We start from the raw sequence: 23,251 nt of genomic DNA on the forward strand, positions 1-23,251 counted from the left end.
GCCTCCAGCGGGGGAGGGAAGGGAGGCCGCACCGCGTGGCGGGCGCGCGCGGTGCGGGCGGCGGCGGCCGGCTAGTGTCCTGAGTCCACGAATTCGTGATTCAGGGCACTAGGGCTTCAGGCCGACTTCCTGGAAGGCGCGCCAGTAGTCGCGGATCGGCCAGGGCACGTAGTCGACCTTGTCGCGCCAGGCAAAGGTGACCAGCGGGCGGTAGGTGGGCAGGCCGCCCTCGACGCGCTCCTGCTTGAGGCGCGCGATCTGCTGCAGCAGGTCGGCGCGGGCGGCCGGATCCATGGTGCCGCGCTGCTTCTCCAGCAGGGCGTCCATGTCCTTGTCGCTGGTGTAGGAGTAGGTGCCCCAGCCGCTGCCCTGCTGCCAGCTATGCAGGTGGCCGGACCAGGCCAGGCCGGGGTCGCCCGGCAGGCCCTGCGACCACATCCAGCTCAGCACGCCGTCCATCTCGGGCGGGCCGCTGCGGCCGCGCTTGCCCAGGCTGATCCAGGCGCCGTACTCGAGATTGCGCACCTGGCAGCGGATGCCGACCGAGGACAGGTAGGCGTACATCGCCTCGCCGACCTCCTTCATGCTCGGCTCGCGCGGCGTGGTCAGGTTGTAGCAGGGTGTATCGAAGCCGTTGGGGTAGCCGGCCTGCTTGAGCAGGTCGCGCGCCAGCTTGGGGTCGTAGGAATAAGGCTTGAGCGCGGGGTCGTAGCCGACCGAGCCCTGGCCGACCTGGGCGTAGCGCTCGCCCTGGCCGAACAGCACGCGCTTGATGATGGCGTCGACATCGATGGCGTGCGCGGCGGCCTGGCGCACGCGTACGTCGTTGAACGGCGACCTGGGCATCTGCGTATTGAAGTTCAGGAAGAGATTGTTGCCGCTGACCAGCGTGGCGGTCTTCACGCCGGGCATCTTCTTGAACTCGTCGACCATGGACGGCGGCACGTTGTCGATCCAGTCGACCTTGCCGGTCTTGAAGGCCGCCACGCGCGTCATGTCCTCGGGGATGATCTTGATCACCAGCTCCTTCACGCGCGGCCGGTGGGCCTGGTTCCAGTAGCCGTCGAAGGCCTCCAGTCGCAGTTCGTCCTTGACGGTGCGCGAGACGAACTTCCACGGCCCGGTGCCGACCGGGCGGCGCGCGAATTCTTCCTCGCCGACCTTCTGGATGTACTTCTTGGGCATGGCCCACAGCTGCATATTGCCCGCGATGAACTGGGCGTCGGGCTCCTTGAAGTAGAGCTTGAAATGATAGGGATCGAGGATCTCGAAACGCTCGACCGATGACACATAGTGCGAGAAGAAGCTGCTCTTGGGGTCGCGCTGGCGCTGCCACGAGAACTCGAAGTCCTCGGCCGTGAGCGGGTCGCTGTTGTGGAACCTGACGCCTTTGCGCAAGCGCACGTCCAGCACCGGCTTGCCGTCCTTGCCGTTCTCCAGCTTCCACGATTCGGCCAGCCAGTTCTCGTCCTTGAGCGCGGCATTGCGCCGCGTCAGCATCTCGAAGATCTGGCCGACGAAGTAGTGGTCGACGCCGGCCGAGATCTTGACCGGGTCCAGCGTGGTGGATTCGGCCGCGAAGGCGACCGTGAGCGTGCCGCTGGCGGCGGCGGGCGTGGTGGGTGTGGCGGGTTTGCCCTGGGCGGCGGCGGGGCCGGCGGCGCAGGCGAGCGCCCCCAGCATGAGGGTGCCGATCCAGGCTTGCAGCGAGTGCTGACGCATCGTGCTCCTCCTTGGGTGCCGGCGCGCGGCCGGCGGGGTTGTCTCCGCCCCCGTTTCTGGTACGTGGTCCGGTCGCCGGCGGGTCGCGGCCGCGCCCGGGGTGGCGATGCGCGCCGGGGCTGGCCGTGCCCGCGCAGTCGCCGCGGGTGGCGGAAAAAATTATGGAAGCGCTTAACTCACAAGTCAACGGTCAATTGTTAACAATCGACGATTTACGCGGCAAAGCCAGCCCGGATAGAATGGGACATCTCTGTATCCACCTCTCTCCACCTCTCGTCATGAGCGGACTTTTCGACTTCCTGCAGGCGCGCTCGGTGCCGGACGCAGCGGCGGTGGCGGACGGCCCTGCGTCCGAGCCACCGGCAGGCACTGCCCGCCGCAGGCTGACCGCGGCCACCATCCCGGAGCAGGTGGCCAAGCACCTGGGCCAGGCCATTCTCAATGGCCAGTACGCGCCGGGCGAGCAGATCAAGGAGCAAGCGATCGCCGAGCTGTTCGGCATCAGCCGCGGGCCGGTGCGTGACGCGCTGCGCGTGCTGCAGGCGCAAGGCCTGGTCGAGATCTCGCCGCGCCGCGGCGCCTTCGTCGTCGAACTGCAGCTCAACGACGTCATCGATATCTTCAATATCCGCAGCGCCCTGCTGTCACTGGCGGTGCGCTACCTGGCCATCAATCCGGACAAGGCGGCGCTGGCGCCGCTGCGCGAGCGGCTGGCGGAACTGAAGGATCTGGGAAGCCAGGACGAGCCGGCGCTGATCGAGTTCGTGCGCGCCATCGGCCGCATGGGCGTGGGCCTGATGCATGCGTGCGGCAACCGGCAGCTGATCCAGGCCTACCGCACGCTGCCGCATGACGGCATCTGGCAGATGCTGTGGGTCACCACCCGCCCCATGGACTACATGACGCGCGCGCGCCGGCAGGAGAGCGTGCGCGACTACACGCAGGTGCTGGCGGCCATCGAGGCCGGCGGCGCCGACCAGGCCGAGCGCACCATGCGCAAGATCATGCAGGATTCCCGCAACGAGGTGATCCGGCAGATGAGCCAGGCCCACGGCGAAGCCATCGAGGCCTTCCGCCTGCAGACGATCTGAGGGCGGAAGGTCTTGCCCGGGGCGCGGCCCCGGGGCCGCTCAGGCGCCCGCCGCCAGGCCGGCCGCCAGCTGCCGGTGGCGGTACTCGCCCGGTGCCACGCCGGTCCATTTCTTGAACGCGCGGTGGAAGGTGCTCGGCTCCGAGTAGCCGAGGCGCAGCGCCACCTGGTGCAGCGGCAGGTCGGAGCGTTCCAGCAGGCCGATGGCCGCGTCGCGGCGCAGGTCGTCCTTGATGCTCTGGTAGCCGCGGCCTTCCTCGCGCAGGCGCCGCCGCAGGGTCTGCGGCGTGAGCTGCAGGGTGGCGGCCACCGCCTCCAGCGAGGGCAGCTCGCCGTCGAGCTGGCAGCGCAGCTGGCGGCGGATGCGCTCGGCCAGGCCGCAGTCGTCGCGGTAGCGCACCAGCAGGTCGCGCGGCGCGCTGCGCAGGAAGCGCTGCAGGCTGCTGGCGTCCTGCGCCAGCGGCAGGCGCAGCCAGGCCGCGTCGAAGTGCAGCGCGGTGCGCGGCCGCCCGTAGGCGACCTCGGCGCCGAAGATGCGTTCGGTGTCGTGGCGCTGCGCGTGCGGCGCCGCGCTCAACTCGACGGCGCTGATCGGCAGGCGGCGCGCCAGCAGCCAGCACAGCAGCCCGTAACCGTGGAACACGAAGGTCGATTCGGCGAAGCGGCTGCAGGGCGTGGCGGGCGCCTGCGGCACCAGCACCAGGCTGGCGCAGCCGTCCTGTACCCGCAGGCGGGGGGCGAAGTCGTCGATCAGCAGGCGGTAGTGGCGGACCAGCGCGCGCAGGGCGTCGCCCAGCGTGGCGCAGTGGATGGCCGCCGCGCAGGCCTGGGCGAGGGCGCCCGGCAGCACCGGGCGCGACAGCAGGCCGCAGAACTCGTCGCGCATGACGCGCCGCAGCGAACGCATCAGCGCCGCGTACTGGCCCTGGCTGACGCGGGCGCTGGGCGACAGCAGCAGGGCCGGCGAGATGCCCGCGCGGCGCAGCAGCGCGTCGATATCGTGGCCGAGCCGCTGGGCGCCGAGCAGGATCTGCTCGACATGCTGCACTGCAATGGTGTGGCGCGCCTGGGCGCAGCCGTCGGCGGCATGCGGTGCCACGCGGCTGGCGGCGTGCGCGCGGGCGGCGGGTGCCAGCAGCGGCATGGCGGGGGGCGGCGGTGCTGCGCGTCCGCCGGACATCGCACGGTGCATGGGTCTCCTCTTCTGGTCGCCTTCGGGTCGCGCTCGCGGGACTGGCCCGCGCCGTTGCAGGCAATTTGCCGCAGCCGGCCGGCGCGTGCAATCCGCATTTGCCGAAGGCAGCCTTTGCCCTGAACGATTCGGCCAATCATTTTGGGCCGATTGGTCATTGTCCACGCGGCGCAGCATCGCGCAATCTTCGCCTGTTCGTGACCGAAGGCAACAGACCGAGGCAAGGAGGAGGCAAGATGCAGGCAAATCGTCGCCAGGTGCTGTATCGGCTGGCAGCCGCACCGCTGCTGCTGGCGGGCATGGCCCTCGGGCCGGCCGCGGCCCAGACCGCCGCGTCCGCCCCCGCGGCAGCGTTCCCGCGCCGTCCGGTGCGCATCGTCGTGCCCTATCCGGCCGGCGGCGCCACCGACGTGCTGGCGCGCGCCATCGCCGAGCCGCTGGGCAAGCAGTGGCAGCGCCCCATCGTGGTGGAGAACAGGCCCGGCGCGAGCGGCATGATCGGCGCCGACGCGGTGGTCAAGGCACCGCCCGACGGCCATACGCTGCTGCTGACCCTGACCGGCGTGGTGCAGGTGCCCAGCCAGTACGCCAAGCCGCCCTTCGATCCGCTCAAGGACCTGGCACCGGTGTCGGAGCTGGCCACCACGCATCTGGTCGTGACCGGCAACGCCGACATGCCCGCCTCGCTGGCCGGCTTCGTCGCCGAGGCCAGGCGTCGCCCGCACCACTATTCCTACGGCACCTATGGCACGGGTTCCGGCGCCCACCTCTATATGGAGGTGTTCACCGCCGCCGCCGGCCTCGACATGATCCACGTGCCCTACAAGGGCGAGGCGCCGCTGTTCAACGACCTGCTGGGCAAGCAGGTGTCGCTGGCCACGGTATCGCCGATGGCGCTGCGCCAGCACCTGGCCTCGGGCAAGGTGCGTCCGCTGGCGGTGACCGGAAGCACCCGCTCGCCGCTGCTGCCCGACGTGCCGACCTTCGCCGAGCAGGGTTTCGCCGGCCTCGACGGGCCCGGCTGGTTCGGCCTGTTCGCGCCGGCCGGCACGCCGGCCGCCATCGTCGACAGGGTCTCGGCCGACGTCAACGCCGTGCTGGCCGGCCCCGATATCCGCCGGCGCATGGACGAACTGGGGGTGCTGGTGAAAGGCACCAGGCCGGCGGAGTTCGCCAAGGTGGCCGCCGCCGACCACCGCTACTGGTCCGCGCTGGTGCGCAAGCTCGACCTGCGCATGGACTGAGGGACTGAGCGGCGCATGGGCCATCACAAAGACAACCAGGGAGGAAAAGGGATGCAGGAGGCAGTCAGCATGCAAGGATGCGGCCGCGTGGCCGGGCTGTTCGCACGTCGGGGCCGGTCCGGCCGGTCCGCTCTGTCCGGGCTGTGGCTCGGCGCGCTGGTCGCCGGCCAGCTGGCCATGTCCGGCGCGGCCGCGGCCCAGCCCGTCCAGGCCTTTCCCAGCAAGCCGGTGCGCATCGTCGTGCCCTATCCGGCCGGCGGCGCCACCGACGTGCTGGCGCGCGCCATCGCCGAGCCGCTGGGCAAGCAGTGGCAGCGCCCCATCGTGGTGGAGAACAAGCCCGGCGCGAGCGGCATGATCGGTGCCGACGCGGTGGCCAAGGCGGCGCCCGACGGCCACACCGCGCTGCTCACCATCACCACCCTGGTGCAGGCGCCCAGCCTCTACGCCAAGGCGCCGGTCGACCCGGTCAGGGACTTCGTGCCGGTGTCGGAACTGGGTACCACCAGCCTGGTACTGGCGGTCCATCAGTCGGTGCCGGCCAGCACCCTGGCCGAATTCATCGCCCTGGTGCGCGCCGCTCCCGGCAAGTATTCCTACGGCTCCTTCGGCACCGGGTCCAGCGGCCACCTGTACGGCGAGATCTTCAAGGAGTCGGCCCGCCTCGACATGACCCATGTGTCCTACAAGGGCGAGGCCGCCGAACTCAACGACCTGCTGGGCGGCCAGGTGCCCGCCGCCATCATCTCGGTGATGGGCGCCAAGCCGCATGTGGCCAGCGGCCGCCTGCGCGCGCTGGCGGTGACCGGCCCGGCGCGTGCGCCCCAGTTGCCGGGCGTGCCGACCTTCGCCGAGGCGGGCATCGGCGGCATGGAGTCGATGGGCTGGTTCGGCCTGCTGCTGCCGGCGGCGACGCCGCGGCAGATCGTCGACAAGTACGCCGCCGACGTGAACCGCATCCTGGCCACGCCGGCGCTGCGCGGGCGCATGGGCGAGATGGGCGTGGTGCTCAGCGGCAGCACACCGGACGCGTTCGCCCAGACCGTGCAGAGCGACTACGCCCGCTGGGGCAAGGTGATCCGTACCCGCAATATCCGCTTCGACTGAAGGCCCGATCCCGCGGCGGGGGCACGCAGTTCCTCCCGACGCGCTGCATTTCCGCTTGAACCCACTGGCACGATATGACGCAGTCCCCGCATTCCGGCGCCGCCCAGGCGTCCAGCCCCGCTCCCCGCCGCTCCCCGTTCTGGCCGACCGGCCTGCCCGCGGAAGCGCACATCCCGCGCACCAGCCTGGTCTACAACGTCGAAGCGGCGGCGCGCCGCTATCCCGGCAAGACGGCCATCCAGTACTTCAGCCGCGCGATCCGCTACGCCGAGCTGCATGCGCAGATCGAGCGCATGGCGGGCTACCTGCAGCGCGCCTGCGGGGTCGGTCCCGGCGACCGCGTGCTGCTCTACAGCCAGAACTGTCCGCAGTTCATCATTGCCTACTACGCCATCCTGCGTGCCGAGGCGGTGGTGGTGCCGGCCAACCCGATGTGGCTGACCGACGAACTGGCGCACGTGGCCGGCGACAGCGGCGCGCGCGTGGCGTTCGCTGCGGCCGAGCTGTACGAGCGGCTGGCGCCGCTGCACGGCGAGGCGCTGCCGCATGTGATCGTGCACGACTATGCCGACATGCTGCCCGAGCCGGCGCAGGAGGCGGACGGCCCGTCCGTGCCCGCCTGGCTGCGCGAGCGCGCGCCGCTGTCGGCGCGGGCCCCGGCCGGCTGTACGCTGGTGCGCTGGCAGGATGCCGAGGCGGCCGGCCTGGCCCCGCTGCCGCACGCCGCCGGATTCGACACCCTGTGCATGCTGGCCTACACCTCGGGCACCACCGGCCATCCCAAGGGCTGCATGCACACCCACGGCACCCTGATGAGCGCGGCCGTGGGTTCGCAGATCTGGCGCAGCAACACGCCCGAGGCGGTCTTCCTGTCGGTGGCGCCGATGTTCCACCTGCTGGGCATGCAGAACGGCATCCACGCGCCGCTTTACCTGGGTGCCACCATCGTGCTGCTGCCGCGCTGGGAGCGTGCGCTGGCAGCAGACATGATCGAGCGCTACCGGGTTTCCAACTGGGGCGCGCCGCCAGCCATGCTGGTCGACTTCTTTTCGCAGCCGGGCATCCTGGAGCGCGACCTGTCGAGCCTGGCCTTCCTCGGCGGTGGCGGGGCGGCCATGCCCGACGCCGTGGCCAATATGCTGCAGGAGCGCTTCGGCCTGGGCTACGTCGAAGCCTACGGCCTGACCGAGACCGCCGCCTTCCTGCTCTCCAACCCACGCCAGCGGCCCAAGCGCGAATGCCTCGGCATCGCCACCTTCGGCGTCGACGCGCGCGTGATCGATCCGCACAGCGGCGCCGAGCTGCCCCAGGGCGAGCTGGGCGAGATCGTCGCCAGCGGGGCCCAGGTGATGCGCGGCTACTGGCGCAACCCGGAGGCGGACGCCGAGACCTTCATCGAGATCGACGGCAAGCGCTTCCTGCGCACCGGCGACCTGGGCTTCATCGATGCGGATGGCTACTTCTTCATGCGCGATCGCCTCAAGCGCATGATCAACGCCTCCGGCTTCAAGGTGTGGCCGGCCGAGGTGGAAAACCTGCTGTACGGGCACCCGGCCGTCCATGAAGCCTGCGTGATCGCCGCCAAGGACGCGCGGCGGGGCGAGACCGTCAAGGCGGTGATCGCCCTCAAGCCGGGCATGCAAGGGCGCGATGAGGCCGGCGCCGAACAGATCATGCAGTGGTGCCGCGAGCGCCTGGCCGCCTACAAGGTGCCGCGCCTGGTGGAGTTCGTCGAGGCGCTGCCGAAGTCGGGCACCGGCAAGATCCAGTGGCGCGCGCTGCAGGAGGCCGAGAATGCCGCGCCGGCGCGCGCGGTGGAGTAGGCGGCGGACGGCAACGGGCGACAACGGGCAGCAGCGGACGACAGCGGACGACAAGCGGTGGCCGCGGGCAGGCCCGCCGCCCGCGGCAGGGCGGGGCCGGACAGGCAAGAAGAGGGCGCCGGCGCGCCCCGCAACGAGAACGAGGAGACAGCAATGGACAAGCAGAGAAGGCAGTGGCTGGCACAGGCCGCCGCACTGGGCGGCGGCGCCGCATTGACGAGCTGGGGCGTGCGCGCCCAGGGCGACTACCCGGCACGCCCGCTGCGCCTGGTGGTGCCGTATCCGGCCGGCGGCGGCACCGACACCGTGGCGCGGCTGATCGGGCAGAAGCTGTCACAGAACTGGGGCCAGCCGGTGGTGGTGGACAACAAGCCCGGCGCCAGCGGCATGCTGGGCAACGACATCGTCGCCAAGGCCGCGCCGGATGGCTATACCGTGCTGCTCGGCATCACGGCGATGATCCAGTCGCCCGGCCTGTACAAGAAGATTCCCTACAACGTCGAGCGCGACTTCGCGCCGGTCTCGCTGGTGGCGCGTTCGTCGGACCTGTTCGTGGTGCCCAACCGCGTGCCGGCGCGCACGCTGGCGGAGTTCGTCGCGTTGGCCAAGGCCAGCCCCGGCAAGCTCAGCTATGGCTCCTACGGCAACGGTACCTCGGCCCACCTGCACGGCGAGCAGCTCAAGATGCGTGCCGGCATCGACCTGGTCCACATTCCCTACAAGGGGGCCGCGCCGCTGGTCAGCGACGTGCTGGGCGGGCAGGTGGACTCCGCCTTCGTCGACGTCACCTCCGCCAATGCCTACGTGACTTCCGGCAAGTTCCGCGTGCTGGCCATCACCGGCACGCAGCGCCACAAGGCGCTGCCGGCGGTGCCGACCTTCGCCGAGGCGGGCTTCGCCGGCTTCGAGCCGAACGGCTGGTTCGCCTTCTTCCTGCCCGCCGGCGCGCCGCGCGACGTTTCGTCGCGCTTGTCGGCGGAGATCGTGCGCATCACCCGCCTGCCCGATGTGTCGCAGCGGCTGGCCGACATGGGGCTGCAGCCGGTGGGCTCGACCCCGGAAGAACTGGCCGCGGTGGTCGCGACCGATACGCCCAAGTGGGCGCGCATCGTGCGCGATGCCCATATCCAGCTCGATTGAAGCGGCCCGCCGCGGCCGCCACGTGACAGGCCACAGGAGACTCCGATGGAAACCATCCGCTACGCCGTCGAGGACGGCATCGCCACGCTGACGCTGGACTACCCGGCACGCAAGAACGCCCTCAACGGCACCATGCGCCGCGAGATCGGCGAGGTGATCCACGGCCTGCGCCAGGACAGCTCGGTGCGCGCCCTGATCCTGACCGGCGCCGGCACCGACTTCTGTTCCGGTGGCGACATCAGCACGATGAAGGGCCAGATCAGCGCCGACCAGGGGCGCCAGCGCCTGGCAGCCATCCACCCGTGGCTGGAAGACCTGATCCAGCTCGACCGCCCGGTCATCGCCGCCGTCGACGGCGCCGCCTTCGGTGCCGGCTTCAGCCTGGCGCTGACCGCCGACATCGTGCTGGCCACGCCGCGCGCGCGCTTCGCGCTGCCCTTCCTGCGCCTCGGCCTGATTCCCGATTGTGGCGCTTTCTACACACTGCCGCGCATGATCGGCCTGCAGCGCGCCAAGGCCTTGATGTTCTCGATGCGGGAGCTGAGCGCCGAGGCGGCGCGCGACGAGGGCATCGTCATGGAGATCGTGCCGGCCGAGGCCCTGCAGGCACGGGCGCGCGCCATCGCCTCCGCCTTCACCGAGGCCTCGCCGGTGGCGCTGGCGTTGACCAAGCGGGCACTCAACGCATCGCTCAACCAGGACTTGCACAGCATGCTCGAGATGGAGGCGGACGGGCAGGGCATCGCCTTCGCCACCGAGTACCGCGAGCAGGCGGCGACGCGCTTCCTCGACAAGCAGCCGGCGCGCTATCGCTGGCCGGACTGACCAGGACCGCGCGGGCGCCGGCACAAGACACAGGCACAGGACACAGCACAGGAGACAGGCCGATGGAGAGCGTGTGCGTGGTGGGCGTGGCCATGGTGCCGTTCCACGAGCCGGGCGCGGGCGGCAGCGAAGCCGCGCTGGGCGCGCGCGCCGCGCGCGCGGCGCTGGACGACGCCGGGCTGTCCTATGCCCAGGTCGAGCAGGCCTATGCCGGCCACGCCTGCGGCGATCCCTTCGGCGGCCAGCGCGCGCTGTATGGCCTGGGCATGACCGGCATCCCGGTGGTCAATGTCAGCAGCCACGACGCGAGCGGTGCGGTGGCCTTGTTCCTCGCGCGGCAGGCGGTCGCCTGCGGTGCGGTGGAATGTGCGTTGGCGCTGGGCTTCGACCAGCCCGGGGCGGGCGCCTCGGCGGACCTGCCGGAGGCCTTCCTCGATGCGCTCGACGATCTGCAGGGCTTCGATCCGGAAGTGCCATGCGAGGCCCAGTTCTTCGGCGGTGCCGCGCGGGCCTATATGCGCGAGCATGGGCTGCGGGCGGAGACACTCGGGCACATCGCCGTCAAGGCCCGCCGGCATGGTGCGAGCAATCCGGGCGCGCTGGCGCGCACGCCGCTCGGCCTGGCCGAGGTGATGGCCTCGCCCACCGTGTTCGCGCCGCTGACCCGCCTGCAGTGCTGCCGGCCCGCCAGCGGGGCCGCCGCCGCGGTGCTCTGCTCGCCCGTCTTCGCGCGCCGGCACGGTCTGCCGCGGCAGGTCGAGATCGCTGCCCAGGCGATGGCCTCGGCCCTGCCGTCCGCGCTCGAGGGAGCCGACCTGCGCTGCCTGGCGGGCGCCGACATGGCGCAGGCGGCGGCGCGCCAGGTCTATGAAGCCGCGGGCCTCGGCCCCGCCGACCTCGACCTGGTCGAACTGCACGACAGCGCGACCGCCAATGAGCTGATCACCTATGAGGCGCTCGGGCTGACGGCGCCGGGCACGGCCGAGCGCTTCGTGCTCGACGGCGGCAATACCTACGGCGGCGCGATCGTGACCAATCCGTCCGGCGGCCTGCTGGCGCGCGGCAACCCGCCCGGGGCGACCGGGCTGGCGCAGTGCGCCGAGCTGGTGTGGCAGCTGCGCGGCAGCGCCGGGGCGCGCCAGGTCGAGGGTGCCCGTATTGCATTGCAGCACACGCTTGGACTCGGCGGCGCCTGCGTCGTCGGGCTTTACCGCGCGGCGGGCCGATGATGGCCAGGCCGCCCCGGCAGCCGGTCGCGGCGGCCTTCCGCCGCAACCGGCCATGACCCAATCCGCATTCATCCCAACTGCAACGAACCAGGAGAAAGACCATGGGAGCGCAAGACAGACACAATGAAATGGCGCCGCGGCCCACCCCGTGGATGACCGACGACCTGCGCCTGTTCCAGGAAACCGTGCGGCGCTTCATCGAGCGCGAGCTGGCGCCCCACGAGGCGCGCTGGGCGGAGCGCGGCTATATCGACCGCGAGGTGTGGAACCGCGCCGGCGAGGTCGGCCTGCTGTGTGCCAGTATTCCCGAGGAATACGGCGGCGGCGGCGGCAACTTCGCCCATGAGGCGGTGATCACCATGGAAATGGCGCGCGCCATCGTCTCCAGCCTGGGTAACGGCGTGCACAGCGGCATCGTGGCGCATTACCTGCTCAACTACGGTACCGAGGAGCAGAAGCGCAAGTGGCTGCCGAAGATGGCCACGGGCGAGCTGGTGGCCGCCATCGCCATGTCGGAGCCCGGCGCGGGCTCCGACCTGAAGTCCGTGCGCACCCGCGCGGTGCGTGAAGTGACCCAGGATGGCGAATGCTATCGCATCAACGGTGCGAAGACCTTCATCACCAACGGCTATCACGCCGACCTGGTGTGCGTGGTCGCCAAGACCGACCCGGAGGCCGGCGCGCGCGGCGTGTCGCTGATCATGGTCGAGACGCGTGACCTGCCGGGCTTCCGCCGCGGCCGGATCCTGGAGAAGATCGGGCAGAAGGGGCAGGACACGGCCGAGCTGTTCTTCGATGACGTGCGCGTGCCGGTGGCCAACCTGCTCGGCGAGACGGAGGGGCAGGGCTTCTACCAGCTGATGCAGCAGCTGCCGCAGGAGCGCATGATCATCGCGCTCGGCGCGGTGGCCAGCATGCATCGCGCGATCGAGCTGACCACGGACTACGTGCGCGAGCGCAAGGTGTTCGGCCAGCCGCTGCTGGACCTGCAGAACACCCGCTTCAAGCTGGCGGAGTGCAAGACCAATGCCACCATTGCCGCCACCTTCGTTGACGACTGCATGGTGCGGCTGATGGACGGCAAGCTCGACGCCGCCACCGCCGCCATGGCCAAGTGGTGGTGCTCGCAGCGCAACTGCGAGGTCATCGACGAATGCCTGCAGCTGCATGGCGGCTATGGCTACATGCTGGAGTACCCGATCGCGCGCATGTACGCCAATGCGCGCGTCAGCAAGATCTATGGCGGCTCCAACGAGATCATGAAGGAGCTGGTGGCGCGCACGTTATAGCCACGCCGCGCTGCATGCATCCGCGCTCGTGCGAATGCACTAGGGCGTTCGCAGTAGACCGCCCGCAATCGCTTGTGCCGCCGGCCTTCGCGCCGGCGTTCTCTTTGGGCCTGAGGTTTCTCGTTACAAAAGCACCTGTGCACGCCCGCGGCATAAGGTGTAAGGTGTGACCAGAAAGTGGTCGGATAGACCGACAGAAGCGGGTGGGGGAGCGCAATCATCGCCGGCGGCTTCATCGCTTGGCGCACTAGCAAATGCAGGGATCGCGCATCCGTTGCACATTTGCAGCGATCGAAAAAAGTGCGTCAACTCTCTCCTCCGCTCCGCCGTTATTTGACTATGATGAAGTAAAGAATTCGCAACTTTGCCAGCTTCCGTCAGGCCGGGGTGGCGGAACCGTCAATGCTGGCGTGCAGTCTCAGGTAGTAATACACCTTCGCCTCGGACGATTCGCTGACGGGAGTGAGGTATGGACATTTTCGGCCACTACGCATCGCGCTTCGAAGCCCGCAAGGAAGAGGAGTACAGCATCCAGGAGTACCTGGATATCTGCAAGAAGGACCCTTCCGCCTATGCGACTGCCGCCGAGCGCATGCTCGCGGCGATCGGCCAGCCGGAGCTGGTGGATACCCACCACGATCCCAGGCTGTCGCGGCTCTTCTTCAACAAGGTCATCAAGATCTATCCTGCGTTCCGCGAGTTCTACGGCATGGAGGACACGATCGAACAGATCGTCTCCTTCTTCAAGCATGCCGCGCAAGGGCTGGAGGAACGCAAGCAGATCCTCTACCTGCTCGGGCCCCCGGGGGGCGGCAAGTCCTCGCTCGCCGAGAAGCTGAAGGCGCTGATGGAGCAGATCCCCATCTACGCGCTGAAGGGTTCGCCCATCCACGAGTCCCCGCTAGGGCTGTTCGCGCCCGAGGAGGACGGCAAGATCCTGGAGGAAGACTACGGCATACCGGTCCGCTACCTGAGTACCATCGCTTCGCCCTGGGCGGTCAAGCGGCTGCACGAATTCAACGGCGACATCACCCGCTTCCGCGTGGTCAAGCTGCGCCCGTCGGTGCTGTCGCAGATTGCGATTTCGAAGACGGAGCCCGGCGATGAAAACAACCAGGACATTTCCTCGCTGGTCGGCAAGGTCGATATTCGCAAGCTGGAAGACTACCCGCAGGACGATCCGGATGCTTACTCGTATTCCGGCGGGCTGTGCCTTGCCAACCGTGGCCTGCTCGAGTTCGTCGAGATGTTCAAGGCGCCCATCAAGGTACTGCACCCGCTGCTGACGGCGACGCAGGAGGGCAACTACAAGGGCACGGAAGGCTTCGGCGCGATCCCCTTCGACGGCGTCATCCTGGCGCACTCGAACGAGGCGGAGTGGCAGTCGTTCAAGTCCGACAAGAACAACGAGGCTTTCCTCGACCGCATCTACATCGTCAAGGTGCCGTACTGCCTGCGCGTGTCGGACGAGGTCAAGATCTACGACAAGCTGCTGCGCAACAGTTCGCTGACGGCCGCGCCATGCGCGCCCAGCACGCTGAAGATGATGGCGCAGTTCGCGGTGCTGACGCGGATCAAGGAGCCGGAGAATTCCAACATCTTCTCGAAGATGCGGGTCTATGACGGCGAGAACCTGAAGGACGTGGACCCCAAGGCCAAGTCCTACCAGGAGTACCGCGACTACGCCGGCATCGACGAGGGCATGACCGGGCTGTCCACGCGCTTTGCCTTCAAGGTGCTGTCGAAGGTCTTCAACTTCGACAATACCGAGGTGGCGGCCAATCCGGTGCACCTGCTCTACGTGCTCGAGCAGCAGATCGAGCGCGAGCAGTTCCCGCCGGATGCCGAGTCCAAGCTGATGTCCTACATCAAGGAGTACCTGACCACGCCTTACGTGGAGTTCATCGGCAAGGAGATCCAGACGGCCTACCTGGAATCGTATTCGGAGTACGGGCAGAACATCTTCGACCGCTATGTGGTGTTCGCCGATCTCTGGATCCAGGACCAGGAATACCGCGACCCGAATACCGGCGAGATCCTCGACCGCAACGCGCTGAATGACGAACTCGAGAAGGTGGAGAAGCCCGCGGGCATCTCCAACCCGAAGGACTTCCGCAATGAGATCGTCAACTTCGTGCTGCGGGCGCGCGCCAACAACGGTGGCAAGAACCCGAACTGGACCAGCTACGAGAAGTTGCGCATGGTGATCGAGAAGCGGATGTTCTCGACCACGGAAGACCTGCTGCCGGTGATCTCGTTCAACGCCAAGTCTTCGCGAGAAGACCAGGAAAAGCACGAGAACTTCATCAACCGCATGGTGGAGAAGGGCTACACACCGAAGCAGGTCAGGCTGCTGGTGGAGTGGTACCTGCGCGTGAGGAAATCGTCGTAACGGCGCCAGGACGAGGCCTACAACCGAGGACGATCCTATGGCCACGGTCATCGATCGGCGCGAGAACGGCGGTGGCAAGAGTACCGTCAACAAGCAGCGCTTCATCAAGCGCTACCGGGAGCAGATCCGCCAGGCGGTGGCGAAGGCGGTGTCGGGCCGGAAGATCATGGACATCGAGCAGAGCGGGCAGGTGTCCATTCCGGTCAAGGACATCTCCGAACCCGTCTTCCACCACGGCCACGGCGGGCGGCGCGAGTGGGTCCACCCGGGCAACAAGAAGTTCGTCCGGGGGGACAGCTTCGACCGCCAGCAGCAGGGCGGCGGTGGCGGCGGCTCCCAGGCGAGCGACTCGGGGGAGGGCGAGGACGATTTCGTCTTCACGCTTTCCCGCGAGGATTTCCTCAATTTCTTCTTCGAGGACATGGCGCTGCCGGACATGGCCAAGCGCCACCTGGCCAAGATTGCGGAAGTGCGCAAGGTGCGCGCCGGCTTCTCGCTGGACGGCACGCCGTCCAACCTGTCGATCCTGCGCACCATGCGCAGTTCGCTGGGGCGGCGTATCGCGCTCTCCAGTCCCTACCAGCGCAAGCTGCGCGAGCTGGAGCACGAGTACGGCGAAGTGCTCGAGCAGGACGGCCCTTATGGCGAGCGCGCGCTCGAGCTGATGCAGGAGATGCGCCACCTGCGTTCCTGCCTGGACCGGGTGCCCTTCATCGAGAAGCTGGACCTGCGCTACAACAACCGGGTGCTGCGCAAGCGTCCGCAGGCGCAGGCGGTGATGTTCTGCGTGATGGACGTGTCGGGCTCGATGGACGAGAGCCGCAAGGATCTCGCCAAGCGCTTCTTCATGCTGCTCTACCTGTTCCTGAAGCGCAACTACGAGCGCATCGACGTGGTCTTCATCCGGCACCACACGGTGGCCAAGGAAGTGGAGGAGGACGATTTCTTCCATTCGCGCGAGTCCGGCGGCACCGTGGTGTCGAGCGCGCTCAAGCTGATGGCCGAGGTGATCCAGAACCGCTATCCGCCCAGCCAGTGGAATATCTACTGCGCCCAGGCATCGGACGGCGACAACTGGGCCGGCGATTCGGAACTGTGCGGCCGCCTGCTGCGCGAGTCCATCCTGCCGCTGGTGCAGTACTACGCCTATGTGGAAGTTGCGTCCGAGGAACCACAGAATCTCTGGGAAGAGTATCTTACGGTGAAGGCCGGGCACGAGAACTTCGCGATGCAGCGCATCATCACCGCGGACGAGATCTATCCGGTCCTGCATGACCTGTTCCAGAAGCGGGCGGCGTGACGCGATTGCCGGCGGATGAGCGCCGCCGGCCGCCGCAGCCCCGGGAGCGGGGAGCGCATCGCAGACGCAGCCAACGGGAGCGCATATGGCTTATCTCTCCACCGGTTCGGAGTGGACCTTCGAGCTGATCCGGCGCTATGACCAGGAAATCGCCCGCATCGCCGGCGAATTCGGCCTGGATACCTACCCGAACCAGATCGAGATCATCACCGCCGAGCAGATGCTGGACGCCTATGCGTCGGCCGGGCTGCCGGTCGGCTACAGCCACTGGTCCTACGGCAAGCATTTCCTCGCCTCGGAGCGCAGCTACCAGCGCGGCCACATGGGGCTGGCCTACGAGATCGTCATCAACTCGAATCCGTGCATCGCCTACCTGATGGAGGAGAACACCATGCCCATGCAGGCGCTGACCATCGCGCACGCCTGCTACGGCCACAACTCCTTCTTCAAGGGCAACTACCTGTTCCGCACCTGGACCAACGCGGACGCCATCATCGACTACCTGCTGTTCGCCAAGAACTACGTGGCGGAATGCGAGCAGCGCTATGGCGAGCAGGAGGTGGAAGCGCTGCTCGACTCCTGCCACGCGCTGCAGAACTACGGCGTGGACCGCTACAAGCGCCCCAAGAAGCTGTCGATCACCGAGGAAAAGGCGCGCCAGGCGGAGCGCGAGAACTACCTGCAGATGCAGGTCAACGACTTGTGGCGGACCCTGCCCAAGCACCGCTCGCACGCGCTCGCCACCGAGGACGAGGCGCCGGAGCCGGAACCGCAGTTCCCGCCGGAGCCGCAGGAGAACCTGCTCTACTTCATCGAGAAGAACGCGCCCAAGCTGCAGCCGTGGCAGCGCGAGATCGTGCGCATCGTGCGCAAGGTCGCGCAGTACTTCTACCCGCAGCGGCAGACCAAGGTGATGAACGAGGGCTGGGCGACCTTCTGGCACTACACCATCCTGCACCGGCTGTACGACGAGAAGCTGGTCAACGACGCCTTCATGCTGGAGCTGCTGCAGGCGCATACCAACGTCATCTACCAGCCGCCGTACCACAGCCCCTACTACAGCGGCCTCAATCCCTACACGCTCGGCTTCCTGATGTTCCAGGACATCCGCCGCATCTGCGAGGACCCGACCGAGGAAGACCGCCGCTGGGCGCCCGAGATCGCCGGCAGCGACTGGCACCAGACGCTGGACTTCGCCATGCGCAACTTCAAGGACGAGAGCTTCCTGCTGCAGTTCCTCTCGCCGCGCGTGATCCGCGAATTGAAGCTGTTCTCGGTGCTGGACGATGACCGCGAGGGCAAGCTGCGCGTGACCGCCATCCACGATGACGAGGGCTACCGCCTGATCCGCCAGCTGCTGGCCAGCCAGTACGACCTGTCGAACATGGAACCCAATATCCAGGTGACCAATGTCGACGTCGGCGGCGACCGTTCGCTGACGCTGCGCCACCTGCAGAGCAGCCGGCGTCCGCTGGCGCACAACTACGAAGAGGTCGTGCGCCATGTGACGCGGCTGTGGGGCTTCACCACGCGGCTGGAAGTGGTGTACGAGGACGGCCGCCGCGAAATGAAGTACGAATGCCGGCCGGAGCGCCGGCACCGCAAGGCCGCCTAGCGTTGTTTATGGCTGCTTAGGGCCGCTTAAGGCCGCTTAAGGCCGCTTAGGGCCGCTTAGGGCCGCTTAGGGCCGCTTAGTCGCGGCGCGCGGCCGCCGTCGGCAAGGCCGCGGTCGCGAGCAGTGCTTGCGCGGCCCACTGGCCGCTGAGGGCGGCCGCGTCGGTGAAGGGCGCGTTCAGGTAGTCGCCCGCCAGGAAGACGCGCTGCCCGCCGGCCGGCCGGCGGGTGCGGTAGGCCTGCACGTCCCGCGCATGGCCGACGTCGGCGCACGGCATCGCGTGTTCCCAGCGCGACACCAGGCAATCGGCCAGCGCGTGCGAGATCCCCGGCAGATACTCCTCCAGTTCCGGCAGCACGTCGGCCAGCACGCTGGCGTCGCTGGCGCCCAGGCGCGCGGCCGCGGCGCTGTCGCTGAGCATCACATTGATCACCTGCGCGCCGTCCGGGGCGGGTCCCAGCTTGCCGGCCTCCAGCGCGATGGCGGCAATGTGACGCCGCTCCGTGCGCGGCACGAGCAGGCCATACAGGTTCTGCAGGGCGGGGGGCGGGCGGAAGCCGGGACGGGTCAAGAGGCCGAGATTGATGGTGCGGCTGTACGGCGTTTCCATCAGCCGGCGCGCAAGCGTGTCGGCGTCGCGCCAGGCGCGGCGGGCGTGTGGCGCGGGCATCGCGCAGACCAGGTAGTCGGCGCGCGCCTCGAAGCCCGGCCCGCTGGCACGCACGCCCTGGCCGTCCTGCACGATCTGCTCGACCCGGTGGCCGTAGCTGACCGGCAGCGACTGCGCCAGCTTGTGCGGCAGGCTCTGCATGCCGCTGGCCAGGGCGGTGGTGGCCTGGCGGCGCCAGCCGAAGGCGCTCACCTGCAAGGCCAGTGCGGCCGAGGTCGTTTCGGGGTCGAGGAAATAGAAGCCGTGCAATACCGGCTCGCTGACATAGGCCAGGGCGCCGCCGGCGCGCCGCCGCCCGAGCCAGGTGGCGGCCGATTCGCGGTCGAAGTCGGCCCAGGCGCCCAGGTCATTGAGCGCAAGGGTGCCGAGCGGGCCGCGCACGCCCCATAGCGCCATGCCCATGCGCAGCCACTCGGCCGTGCCGAGCAGGCCGCTGCGCAGCGGATCGGTGGCATGGGTGGCGCGCAGGCGGCGCGGCCGGCCGGCGCGCACCACGGCGCTGGCCGTGCTGGCGAGCGGGCGCGCCGGCGCCAGCCCGGCGGCAGCGGCCAGCTGCGGCACCGCCGTATAGCCGGACGACAGGAACTGGGCGCCGCGCTCGAACAGGTGCTGTCCCGCTGCCACCGTGCTCATCCGTCCCCCCGGGGCATCGCCGGCTTCCAGCACGCGCACGCGCAGGCCGGCCTGGGCCAGATGCCAGGCGGCAGCCAGGCCGGCGATGCCTGCACCCACCACCAGCACCGAAGCGGGCTGGCCCTGGTGGGAGGCAGGGCCCGTGCCGCTGGGCAGGGGCGGTCCGGCGTGGGGGGAGAGGGGAGCGGGGGAGGCCGGTGCGGCGGGGAGGTCGGTCGGTGCGGACATCGCGGGGCGGCAGGTGGTGGCTGGTGGTAGCGGTCGATGGTGGCCGGTCGGGAAGCAGGACGGCCGGGCGAGGTCGGCGCCGGCCGGTGTGCGACAATCCTGCGGCAACGCGGCCCGCTTGCCTACTCGCTTTCCCCTCAGGTTTCGCCCCGGCCCCCGGCCCGGTCCATGTCCGGGCTGCCGCGCTTGCCGCTGCGCCGCAGCGCGGCCGGGTCGCCACCCGCTCGATCCGACCCGAACCGATGTCCACCGCCGCTCCTCCCGCCGAGCCCGCCCGGCGCCGCAAGCCCACGCAATCACGTGCCCGCTTCACCGTCGATGCCATCCTGGATGCCGCCGCACGCCTGCTGGCCGGGCAGGAGCACGAGGACGGCGCGGCGCCGTCCACCGACCGTATCGCCGAGCTCGCCGGCGTGTCGATCGGCACGCTCTACCAGTATTTCCCGGACCGCGATGCCATCGTGCGGGCGCTGGTCCAGCGGGAACGCGAGGCCGCGCTGGCCAGGCTCGACGAGCTGGTCGCACAGGGCGCGCAGGCGCTGGCTGGCCGCAGCGATGGCCCGCCTTGCGGCGATGCCGCCCGGCAAGGGATGCGCGCGCTGCTGCGGGCCTATGTGGCGGCCTACGTGCGCAGCTTCGGCGGCGAAGGCGCGGCGGGACGGGCGCTGGCGCGGCTGGCGTGGCGCCACGATCGGGAGGAGGATGCGCTGGTCGCGCTGCGCGCGGCCGGGGAACGCCTCGCCGCCCAGTTGCAGGCGCTCGAGATGCCGGGCCTGCGCGTGCCGGGACCGGCCCAGATGTACGTGCTGACGCGGGCGCTGTTCGGCAGCGTGCGCGCCGCCTCGCTGGAGCGTTCTCCCCTGCTCGGCACCGCTGCCTTCGAGGCGGAACTGGTGCGCCTGTGCTGGGCGATGCTGTGGGACGAGGGCCACGGCGCCTGAGACCGCACCGGCGGGCCACGGCCTGCCCCCTGGCCCGCGGCCCGCGTTCAGTCCAGCGTGACGCCCGAGTCCTTCACCACCTTGTGCCAGCGCTCGATCTCGCGCGACAGGTACTTGCCGTAGGCTTCCGGCGTCGAGCCGAGGGGCTCGGCCCCCTGCGCGGCCAGGCTGGCGCGCAGTTCGGGCGAGGCCAGCGCCTTCATCACCGCGGCATTGAGCCGCTGCACCACCTCGGCCGGCGTGTGCGCCGGCACCAGCATGCCCTGCCAGGCACCGACCTCGAAGCCGGGCATCGCGGCCTCGCCTACCGTGGGCACCTCGGGGAGCTGGGAGCTGCGCGCGCTGCTGGTGACCGCCAGGGCCTTGAGCCGCTTGTCGCGGATGAAGGGCAGGGACGAGTTGATGGTGTCGGTCATGAACTGCACCTGGCCGCCCACCAGGTCGTTCAGCGCCGGCGCGCTGCCCTTGTAGGGTGCGTGCACGGCGGAGAGTCCGTTGGCCTGCAGGAAGAGGAAGGCGGCCAGGTGGGTGACGTTGCCGTTGCCGGCCGAGCTGTAGGTCAGCTTGCCGGGATGGGCCTTGGCGTACTGGATGAACTCCTTGACGTTGTTCACCGGCAGCTGGGCGTTGACCTCCAGCACCAGCGGCACCACCGCGGTCAGCGCCACCGGGGCGAAGTCGCGGCGCACGTCATAGGCGAGCTTGCGGTACAGCGCGGGGCTGAGCGCGATCGACGAGGTGTTGTACAGCACGGTGTAGCCGTCCGCCGGGGCCTTGGCCACCATCTCGGCGGCGATGTTGCCGTTGGCGCCGGGACGGTTGTCGACCATGACCTGCTGGCCGAAGCTCTCGCTCATCTGTTTCGCGATCACGCGCGAGACCAGGTCGGTCGGCCCGCCGGCGGGGAAGGGCACGACCAGGCGGATCGGGTGGGCGGGGAAGTCGCTGGCCGCCTGCGCGGCGCCGGCGGTCCAGGGGCCGAGCGTGGCCAGCGTGGCGAGCGAGGCCGCCAGCCAGGTTCTACGGTTGGGCATCGGGTGTCTCCTCCTTGTGTTGGGTGGCCGGCGCACCGCCGCGAGGCGCCGCGCGGCCTCAGCGGCCCGCCAGCAGCCGGCGTGCCGCGTACGTCATGACCTTCTCTGCGCGCTGGTTGAAGACCTCGATGGTCGAGTCGACCACGGCGCGCCCGCTGCGCGAGGTGGGGCGGATGGCGTCGACCGTGACCGTGGCCCGGATGGTGTCGCCCACCACCACCGGCGCGAGGATCTTCTGCTGCAGTTCCAGCATGGCCAGGCCCGTGCCCTGGATCATGGTCTGCAGGATGAAGCCCTCGATCAGCGTATAGGTCAGCGCCGCCGGCACCGGGCGGCCGGGGATGGCGCCGGCCTCATAGCCGTCCTCGATGAAGATGGCCTCCAGCATGCCGGTCACCGAGATGAAATTGACCAGGTCGGTCTCGGTCACGGTGCGGCCGAAGGTCTGGAAGGCCTGGCCTTCCTTCAGGTCCTGCCAGTAGAAGCCCTGGCCCAGCCGGGGCAGCTGCATCGGCGTCATGTCGTCTCCTTGTCGTTGTCGTTGCCCGCGCCGGCGCAGACCGCCGCGCCGCTGCGTACCAGCGCCTCGAGCTGCGCCGCGTCGAGCCCGGCGGCCAGCAGCTCGGCGCGGGTATGCTCGCCCAGGCGGGGCGGCATGCCGACCGCGCCGCGCTCACCGTCGAAACGCACCGGCGCGCCGGGAAAGCGCAGGGTGCCGAGAGCGGGATCCTGCAGGCGGGAGAAGAAACCGGTCGCCTGCAGGTGCGGATCGTCGGGCAGTTCGTCCAGCCCGTTGACCTTGGCCACCGGGATCTGCAGCGATTCGCACAGCGCCAGCCAGGCGGCGGTGGTGCGGCTGCGCACGATCTCGCCGGTAAGCTCGTACAGGGTCTCGATGTGCCGCGTGCGTGCACCGATGTCGGCGAAGCGCGCGTCGGCGGCCAGGTCCGGGCGGCCCGCCGCGGTGAAGAAGTCGCGCCAGTGGGCATCGGTGTACGGCATCATGCAGACGTGGCCGTCCGCGCTCTGGTAGGGCCGGCGCAGCGGCGCCAGCACGCGCGGGTAGCCGGCCGGGGCGCGCGGCGGCTCGAAGTGCCGGCCGTAGAAATGCTCGACGAGGTTGAAGGCGGCCATCGTCTCGAACATCGGCACTTCCACCAGGGTGCCGCGTCCGTCGCGCGCCGGCCGCCCGGCCAGCGCGGCGGCGATCGACAGCGCCGCCACCAGTCCGCTGGTCTTGTCGGCGGCGATGGTGGGGAAGTAGCGCGTCGAGCCGGTCTGTGCCGCCATCAGCGCGGCGTTGCCGGACAGGCCCTGGATGATGTCGTCGTAGGCGGGGCGACCGCCGTAGGGGCCGTCCTGGGCGAAGCCGAGCAGGCTGACATAGACGAGGCGCGGATGGCGCGCCATGACCTCGGCCGGATCGAGGCCCAGGCCGCCGAGTTTCTGCGGGCGCATGCTGTGCAGGAATACGTCGGCGCCGGCCAGCAGGCGGTCGAGCGCGTCCTGTGCGGCGGGCTGCTTGAGGTCGAGCACCACGCTTTTCTTGCTGCGGTTGACGCCCAGGAAGATGGCCGCCATGCCGGCCTCGGCGCCGGGACCGGTGCGGCGCGTGGAATCGCCGCCGGGCGCCTCCACCTTGATCACTTCGGCGCCCAGGTCGGCCAGCCACTGGCTGGCGTAAGGACCCATGACGACGGTGGAAAGATCGATCACGCGGATGCCCGCGAGTGGCTGCATGCCCTGTCTCCTGTCGGTCTGTGGGCGGCGCCGGGCC

At 69.4% G+C, this 23,251-nt stretch carries 18 protein-coding genes; 12 read left to right on the plus strand and 6 right to left on the minus strand.

Annotated elements, in window-relative coordinates; genetic code table 11:
• Positions 1 to 108: 108 nt before the first annotated feature.
• Positions 109 to 1,722 (minus strand): ABC transporter substrate-binding protein, encoded by a 1,614-nt coding sequence (locus BKK80_RS23240; protein WP_071071492.1) that lies wholly within the window; start codon positions 1,720 to 1,722, stop codon positions 109 to 111.
• A 278-nt stretch (positions 1,723 to 2,000) separates the two neighbouring features.
• On the opposite strand from BKK80_RS23240, the gene BKK80_RS23245 reads away from it, so the two are divergent.
• Complete coding sequence (locus BKK80_RS23245) at positions 2,001 to 2,813, plus strand: GntR family transcriptional regulator (protein ID WP_071039502.1); 813 nt, start codon at positions 2,001 to 2,003, stop codon at positions 2,811 to 2,813.
• A gap of 39 nt (positions 2,814 to 2,852) precedes the next feature.
• On the opposite strand, the gene BKK80_RS23250 is transcribed toward BKK80_RS23245, so the two are convergent.
• Entirely contained in the window at positions 2,853 to 4,004 is a 1,152-nt protein-coding gene (locus tag BKK80_RS23250; RefSeq protein ID WP_071016700.1) for an AraC family transcriptional regulator, read from the minus strand.
• A 236-nt stretch (positions 4,005 to 4,240) separates the two neighbouring features.
• Between BKK80_RS23250 and BKK80_RS23255 the strand changes: the two genes are divergently transcribed.
• From BKK80_RS23255 to BKK80_RS23300, 10 genes are all read left to right on the plus strand, one after another.
• Positions 4,241 to 5,248 (plus strand): tripartite tricarboxylate transporter substrate binding protein, encoded by a 1,008-nt coding sequence (locus tag BKK80_RS23255; RefSeq protein ID WP_071016698.1) that lies wholly within the window; start codon positions 4,241 to 4,243, stop codon positions 5,246 to 5,248.
• A 69-nt stretch (positions 5,249 to 5,317) separates the two neighbouring features.
• Positions 5,318 to 6,355: a Bug family tripartite tricarboxylate transporter substrate binding protein gene (locus BKK80_RS23260; protein ID WP_071021787.1), complete on the plus strand. Its 1,038-nt coding sequence runs from the start codon at positions 5,318 to 5,320 to the stop codon at positions 6,353 to 6,355.
• Positions 6,356 to 6,429: 74 nt separating this feature from the next.
• On the plus strand, positions 6,430 to 8,178 hold the full coding sequence (locus BKK80_RS23265) for a long-chain fatty acid--CoA ligase (protein ID WP_071071494.1): 1,749 nt from the start codon (positions 6,430 to 6,432) through the stop codon (positions 8,176 to 8,178).
• Positions 8,179 to 8,331: 153 nt separating this feature from the next.
• Positions 8,332 to 9,318: a tripartite tricarboxylate transporter substrate binding protein gene (locus BKK80_RS23270; protein WP_071016694.1), complete on the plus strand. Its 987-nt coding sequence runs from the start codon at positions 8,332 to 8,334 to the stop codon at positions 9,316 to 9,318.
• 45 nt (positions 9,319 to 9,363) lie between these two features.
• A complete protein-coding gene (locus tag BKK80_RS23275; RefSeq protein ID WP_071071496.1) occupies positions 9,364 to 10,143 on the plus strand; it encodes an enoyl-CoA hydratase/isomerase family protein in 780 nt (259 codons plus the stop codon).
• A gap of 62 nt (positions 10,144 to 10,205) precedes the next feature.
• Positions 10,206 to 11,372 carry a thiolase C-terminal domain-containing protein gene (locus tag BKK80_RS23280; protein ID WP_071071498.1) on the plus strand — a complete coding sequence of 389 codons (1,167 nt, stop codon included), beginning with the start codon at positions 10,206 to 10,208 and terminating at the stop codon, positions 11,370 to 11,372.
• 101 nt (positions 11,373 to 11,473) lie between these two features.
• Positions 11,474 to 12,661 carry an acyl-CoA dehydrogenase family protein gene (locus BKK80_RS23285; protein ID WP_071016689.1) on the plus strand — a complete coding sequence of 396 codons (1,188 nt, stop codon included), beginning with the start codon at positions 11,474 to 11,476 and terminating at the stop codon, positions 12,659 to 12,661.
• A gap of 469 nt (positions 12,662 to 13,130) precedes the next feature.
• A complete protein-coding gene (locus BKK80_RS23290) occupies positions 13,131 to 15,053 on the plus strand; it encodes a PrkA family serine protein kinase (RefSeq protein WP_071016687.1) in 1,923 nt (640 codons plus the stop codon).
• 37 nt (positions 15,054 to 15,090) lie between these two features.
• The gene (locus tag BKK80_RS23295; RefSeq protein WP_071016685.1) at positions 15,091 to 16,353 is read left to right on the plus strand and encodes a YeaH/YhbH family protein; all 1,263 of its coding nucleotides are present in this window, start codon (positions 15,091 to 15,093) and stop codon (positions 16,351 to 16,353) included.
• An 85-nt stretch (positions 16,354 to 16,438) separates the two neighbouring features.
• Positions 16,439 to 17,968: a SpoVR family protein gene (locus BKK80_RS23300; protein ID WP_071016684.1), complete on the plus strand. Its 1,530-nt coding sequence runs from the start codon at positions 16,439 to 16,441 to the stop codon at positions 17,966 to 17,968.
• Between the two features lie 76 nt (positions 17,969 to 18,044).
• On the opposite strand, the gene BKK80_RS23305 is transcribed toward BKK80_RS23300, so the two are convergent.
• Positions 18,045 to 19,499 (minus strand): protoporphyrinogen/coproporphyrinogen oxidase, encoded by a 1,455-nt coding sequence (locus BKK80_RS23305; RefSeq protein WP_084545718.1) that lies wholly within the window; start codon positions 19,497 to 19,499, stop codon positions 18,045 to 18,047.
• A 242-nt stretch (positions 19,500 to 19,741) separates the two neighbouring features.
• Here BKK80_RS23305 and BKK80_RS23310 point away from each other — a divergent pair, with 242 nt between their 5' ends.
• On the plus strand, positions 19,742 to 20,440 hold the full coding sequence (locus BKK80_RS23310; protein ID WP_071016680.1) for a TetR/AcrR family transcriptional regulator: 699 nt from the start codon (positions 19,742 to 19,744) through the stop codon (positions 20,438 to 20,440).
• A 47-nt stretch (positions 20,441 to 20,487) separates the two neighbouring features.
• Here BKK80_RS23310 and BKK80_RS23315 read toward each other — a convergent pair whose 3' ends face one another.
• From BKK80_RS23315 to BKK80_RS23325, 3 genes are read right to left on the minus strand one after another with little or no spacing between them, the layout of a single operon-like run.
• Complete coding sequence (locus tag BKK80_RS23315; protein WP_071039506.1) at positions 20,488 to 21,474, minus strand: Bug family tripartite tricarboxylate transporter substrate binding protein; 987 nt, start codon at positions 21,472 to 21,474, stop codon at positions 20,488 to 20,490.
• 58 nt (positions 21,475 to 21,532) lie between these two features.
• Positions 21,533 to 21,994, minus strand: coding sequence for a MaoC family dehydratase (locus BKK80_RS23320; protein ID WP_071016676.1), 462 nt, complete (start codon positions 21,992 to 21,994; stop codon positions 21,533 to 21,535).
• Complete coding sequence (locus BKK80_RS23325; protein ID WP_071071502.1) at positions 21,991 to 23,214, minus strand: CaiB/BaiF CoA transferase family protein; 1,224 nt, start codon at positions 23,212 to 23,214, stop codon at positions 21,991 to 21,993. Before BKK80_RS23325 ends, BKK80_RS23320 begins: the two co-directional genes overlap by 4 nt.
• Between the last annotated feature and the right edge of the window lie 37 nt (positions 23,215 to 23,251).

It is taken from the genome of Cupriavidus malaysiensis (assembly GCF_001854325.1).
In the GTDB taxonomy this organism is placed as follows: Bacteria; Pseudomonadota; Gammaproteobacteria; order Burkholderiales; family Burkholderiaceae; genus Cupriavidus; species Cupriavidus malaysiensis.

Coding starts and splice junctions, on each gene's coding strand:
- BKK80_RS23240 (WP_071071492.1), bottom strand. CDS start 1,722: ATGCGTCAGCACTCGCTGCAAGCCTGGATCGGCACCCTCATGCTGGGG.
- BKK80_RS23245 (WP_071039502.1), top strand. CDS start 2,001: ATGAGCGGACTTTTCGACTTCCTGCAGGCGCGCTCGGTGCCGGACGCA.
- BKK80_RS23250 (WP_071016700.1), bottom strand. CDS start 4,004: ATGCACCGTGCGATGTCCGGCGGACGCGCAGCACCGCCGCCCCCCGCC.
- BKK80_RS23255 (WP_071016698.1), top strand. CDS start 4,241: ATGCAGGCAAATCGTCGCCAGGTGCTGTATCGGCTGGCAGCCGCACCG.
- BKK80_RS23260 (WP_071021787.1), top strand. CDS start 5,318: ATGCAAGGATGCGGCCGCGTGGCCGGGCTGTTCGCACGTCGGGGCCGG.
- BKK80_RS23265 (WP_071071494.1), top strand. CDS start 6,430: ATGACGCAGTCCCCGCATTCCGGCGCCGCCCAGGCGTCCAGCCCCGCT.
- BKK80_RS23270 (WP_071016694.1), top strand. CDS start 8,332: ATGGACAAGCAGAGAAGGCAGTGGCTGGCACAGGCCGCCGCACTGGGC.
- BKK80_RS23275 (WP_071071496.1), top strand. CDS start 9,364: ATGGAAACCATCCGCTACGCCGTCGAGGACGGCATCGCCACGCTGACG.
- BKK80_RS23280 (WP_071071498.1), top strand. CDS start 10,206: ATGGAGAGCGTGTGCGTGGTGGGCGTGGCCATGGTGCCGTTCCACGAG.
- BKK80_RS23285 (WP_071016689.1), top strand. CDS start 11,474: ATGGGAGCGCAAGACAGACACAATGAAATGGCGCCGCGGCCCACCCCG.
- BKK80_RS23290 (WP_071016687.1), top strand. CDS start 13,131: ATGGACATTTTCGGCCACTACGCATCGCGCTTCGAAGCCCGCAAGGAA.
- BKK80_RS23295 (WP_071016685.1), top strand. CDS start 15,091: ATGGCCACGGTCATCGATCGGCGCGAGAACGGCGGTGGCAAGAGTACC.
- BKK80_RS23300 (WP_071016684.1), top strand. CDS start 16,439: ATGGCTTATCTCTCCACCGGTTCGGAGTGGACCTTCGAGCTGATCCGG.
- BKK80_RS23305 (WP_084545718.1), bottom strand. CDS start 19,499: ATGTCCGCACCGACCGACCTCCCCGCCGCACCGGCCTCCCCCGCTCCC.
- BKK80_RS23310 (WP_071016680.1), top strand. CDS start 19,742: ATGTCCACCGCCGCTCCTCCCGCCGAGCCCGCCCGGCGCCGCAAGCCC.
- BKK80_RS23315 (WP_071039506.1), bottom strand. CDS start 21,474: ATGCCCAACCGTAGAACCTGGCTGGCGGCCTCGCTCGCCACGCTGGCC.
- BKK80_RS23320 (WP_071016676.1), bottom strand. CDS start 21,994: ATGACGCCGATGCAGCTGCCCCGGCTGGGCCAGGGCTTCTACTGGCAG.
- BKK80_RS23325 (WP_071071502.1), bottom strand. CDS start 23,214: ATGCAGCCACTCGCGGGCATCCGCGTGATCGATCTTTCCACCGTCGTC.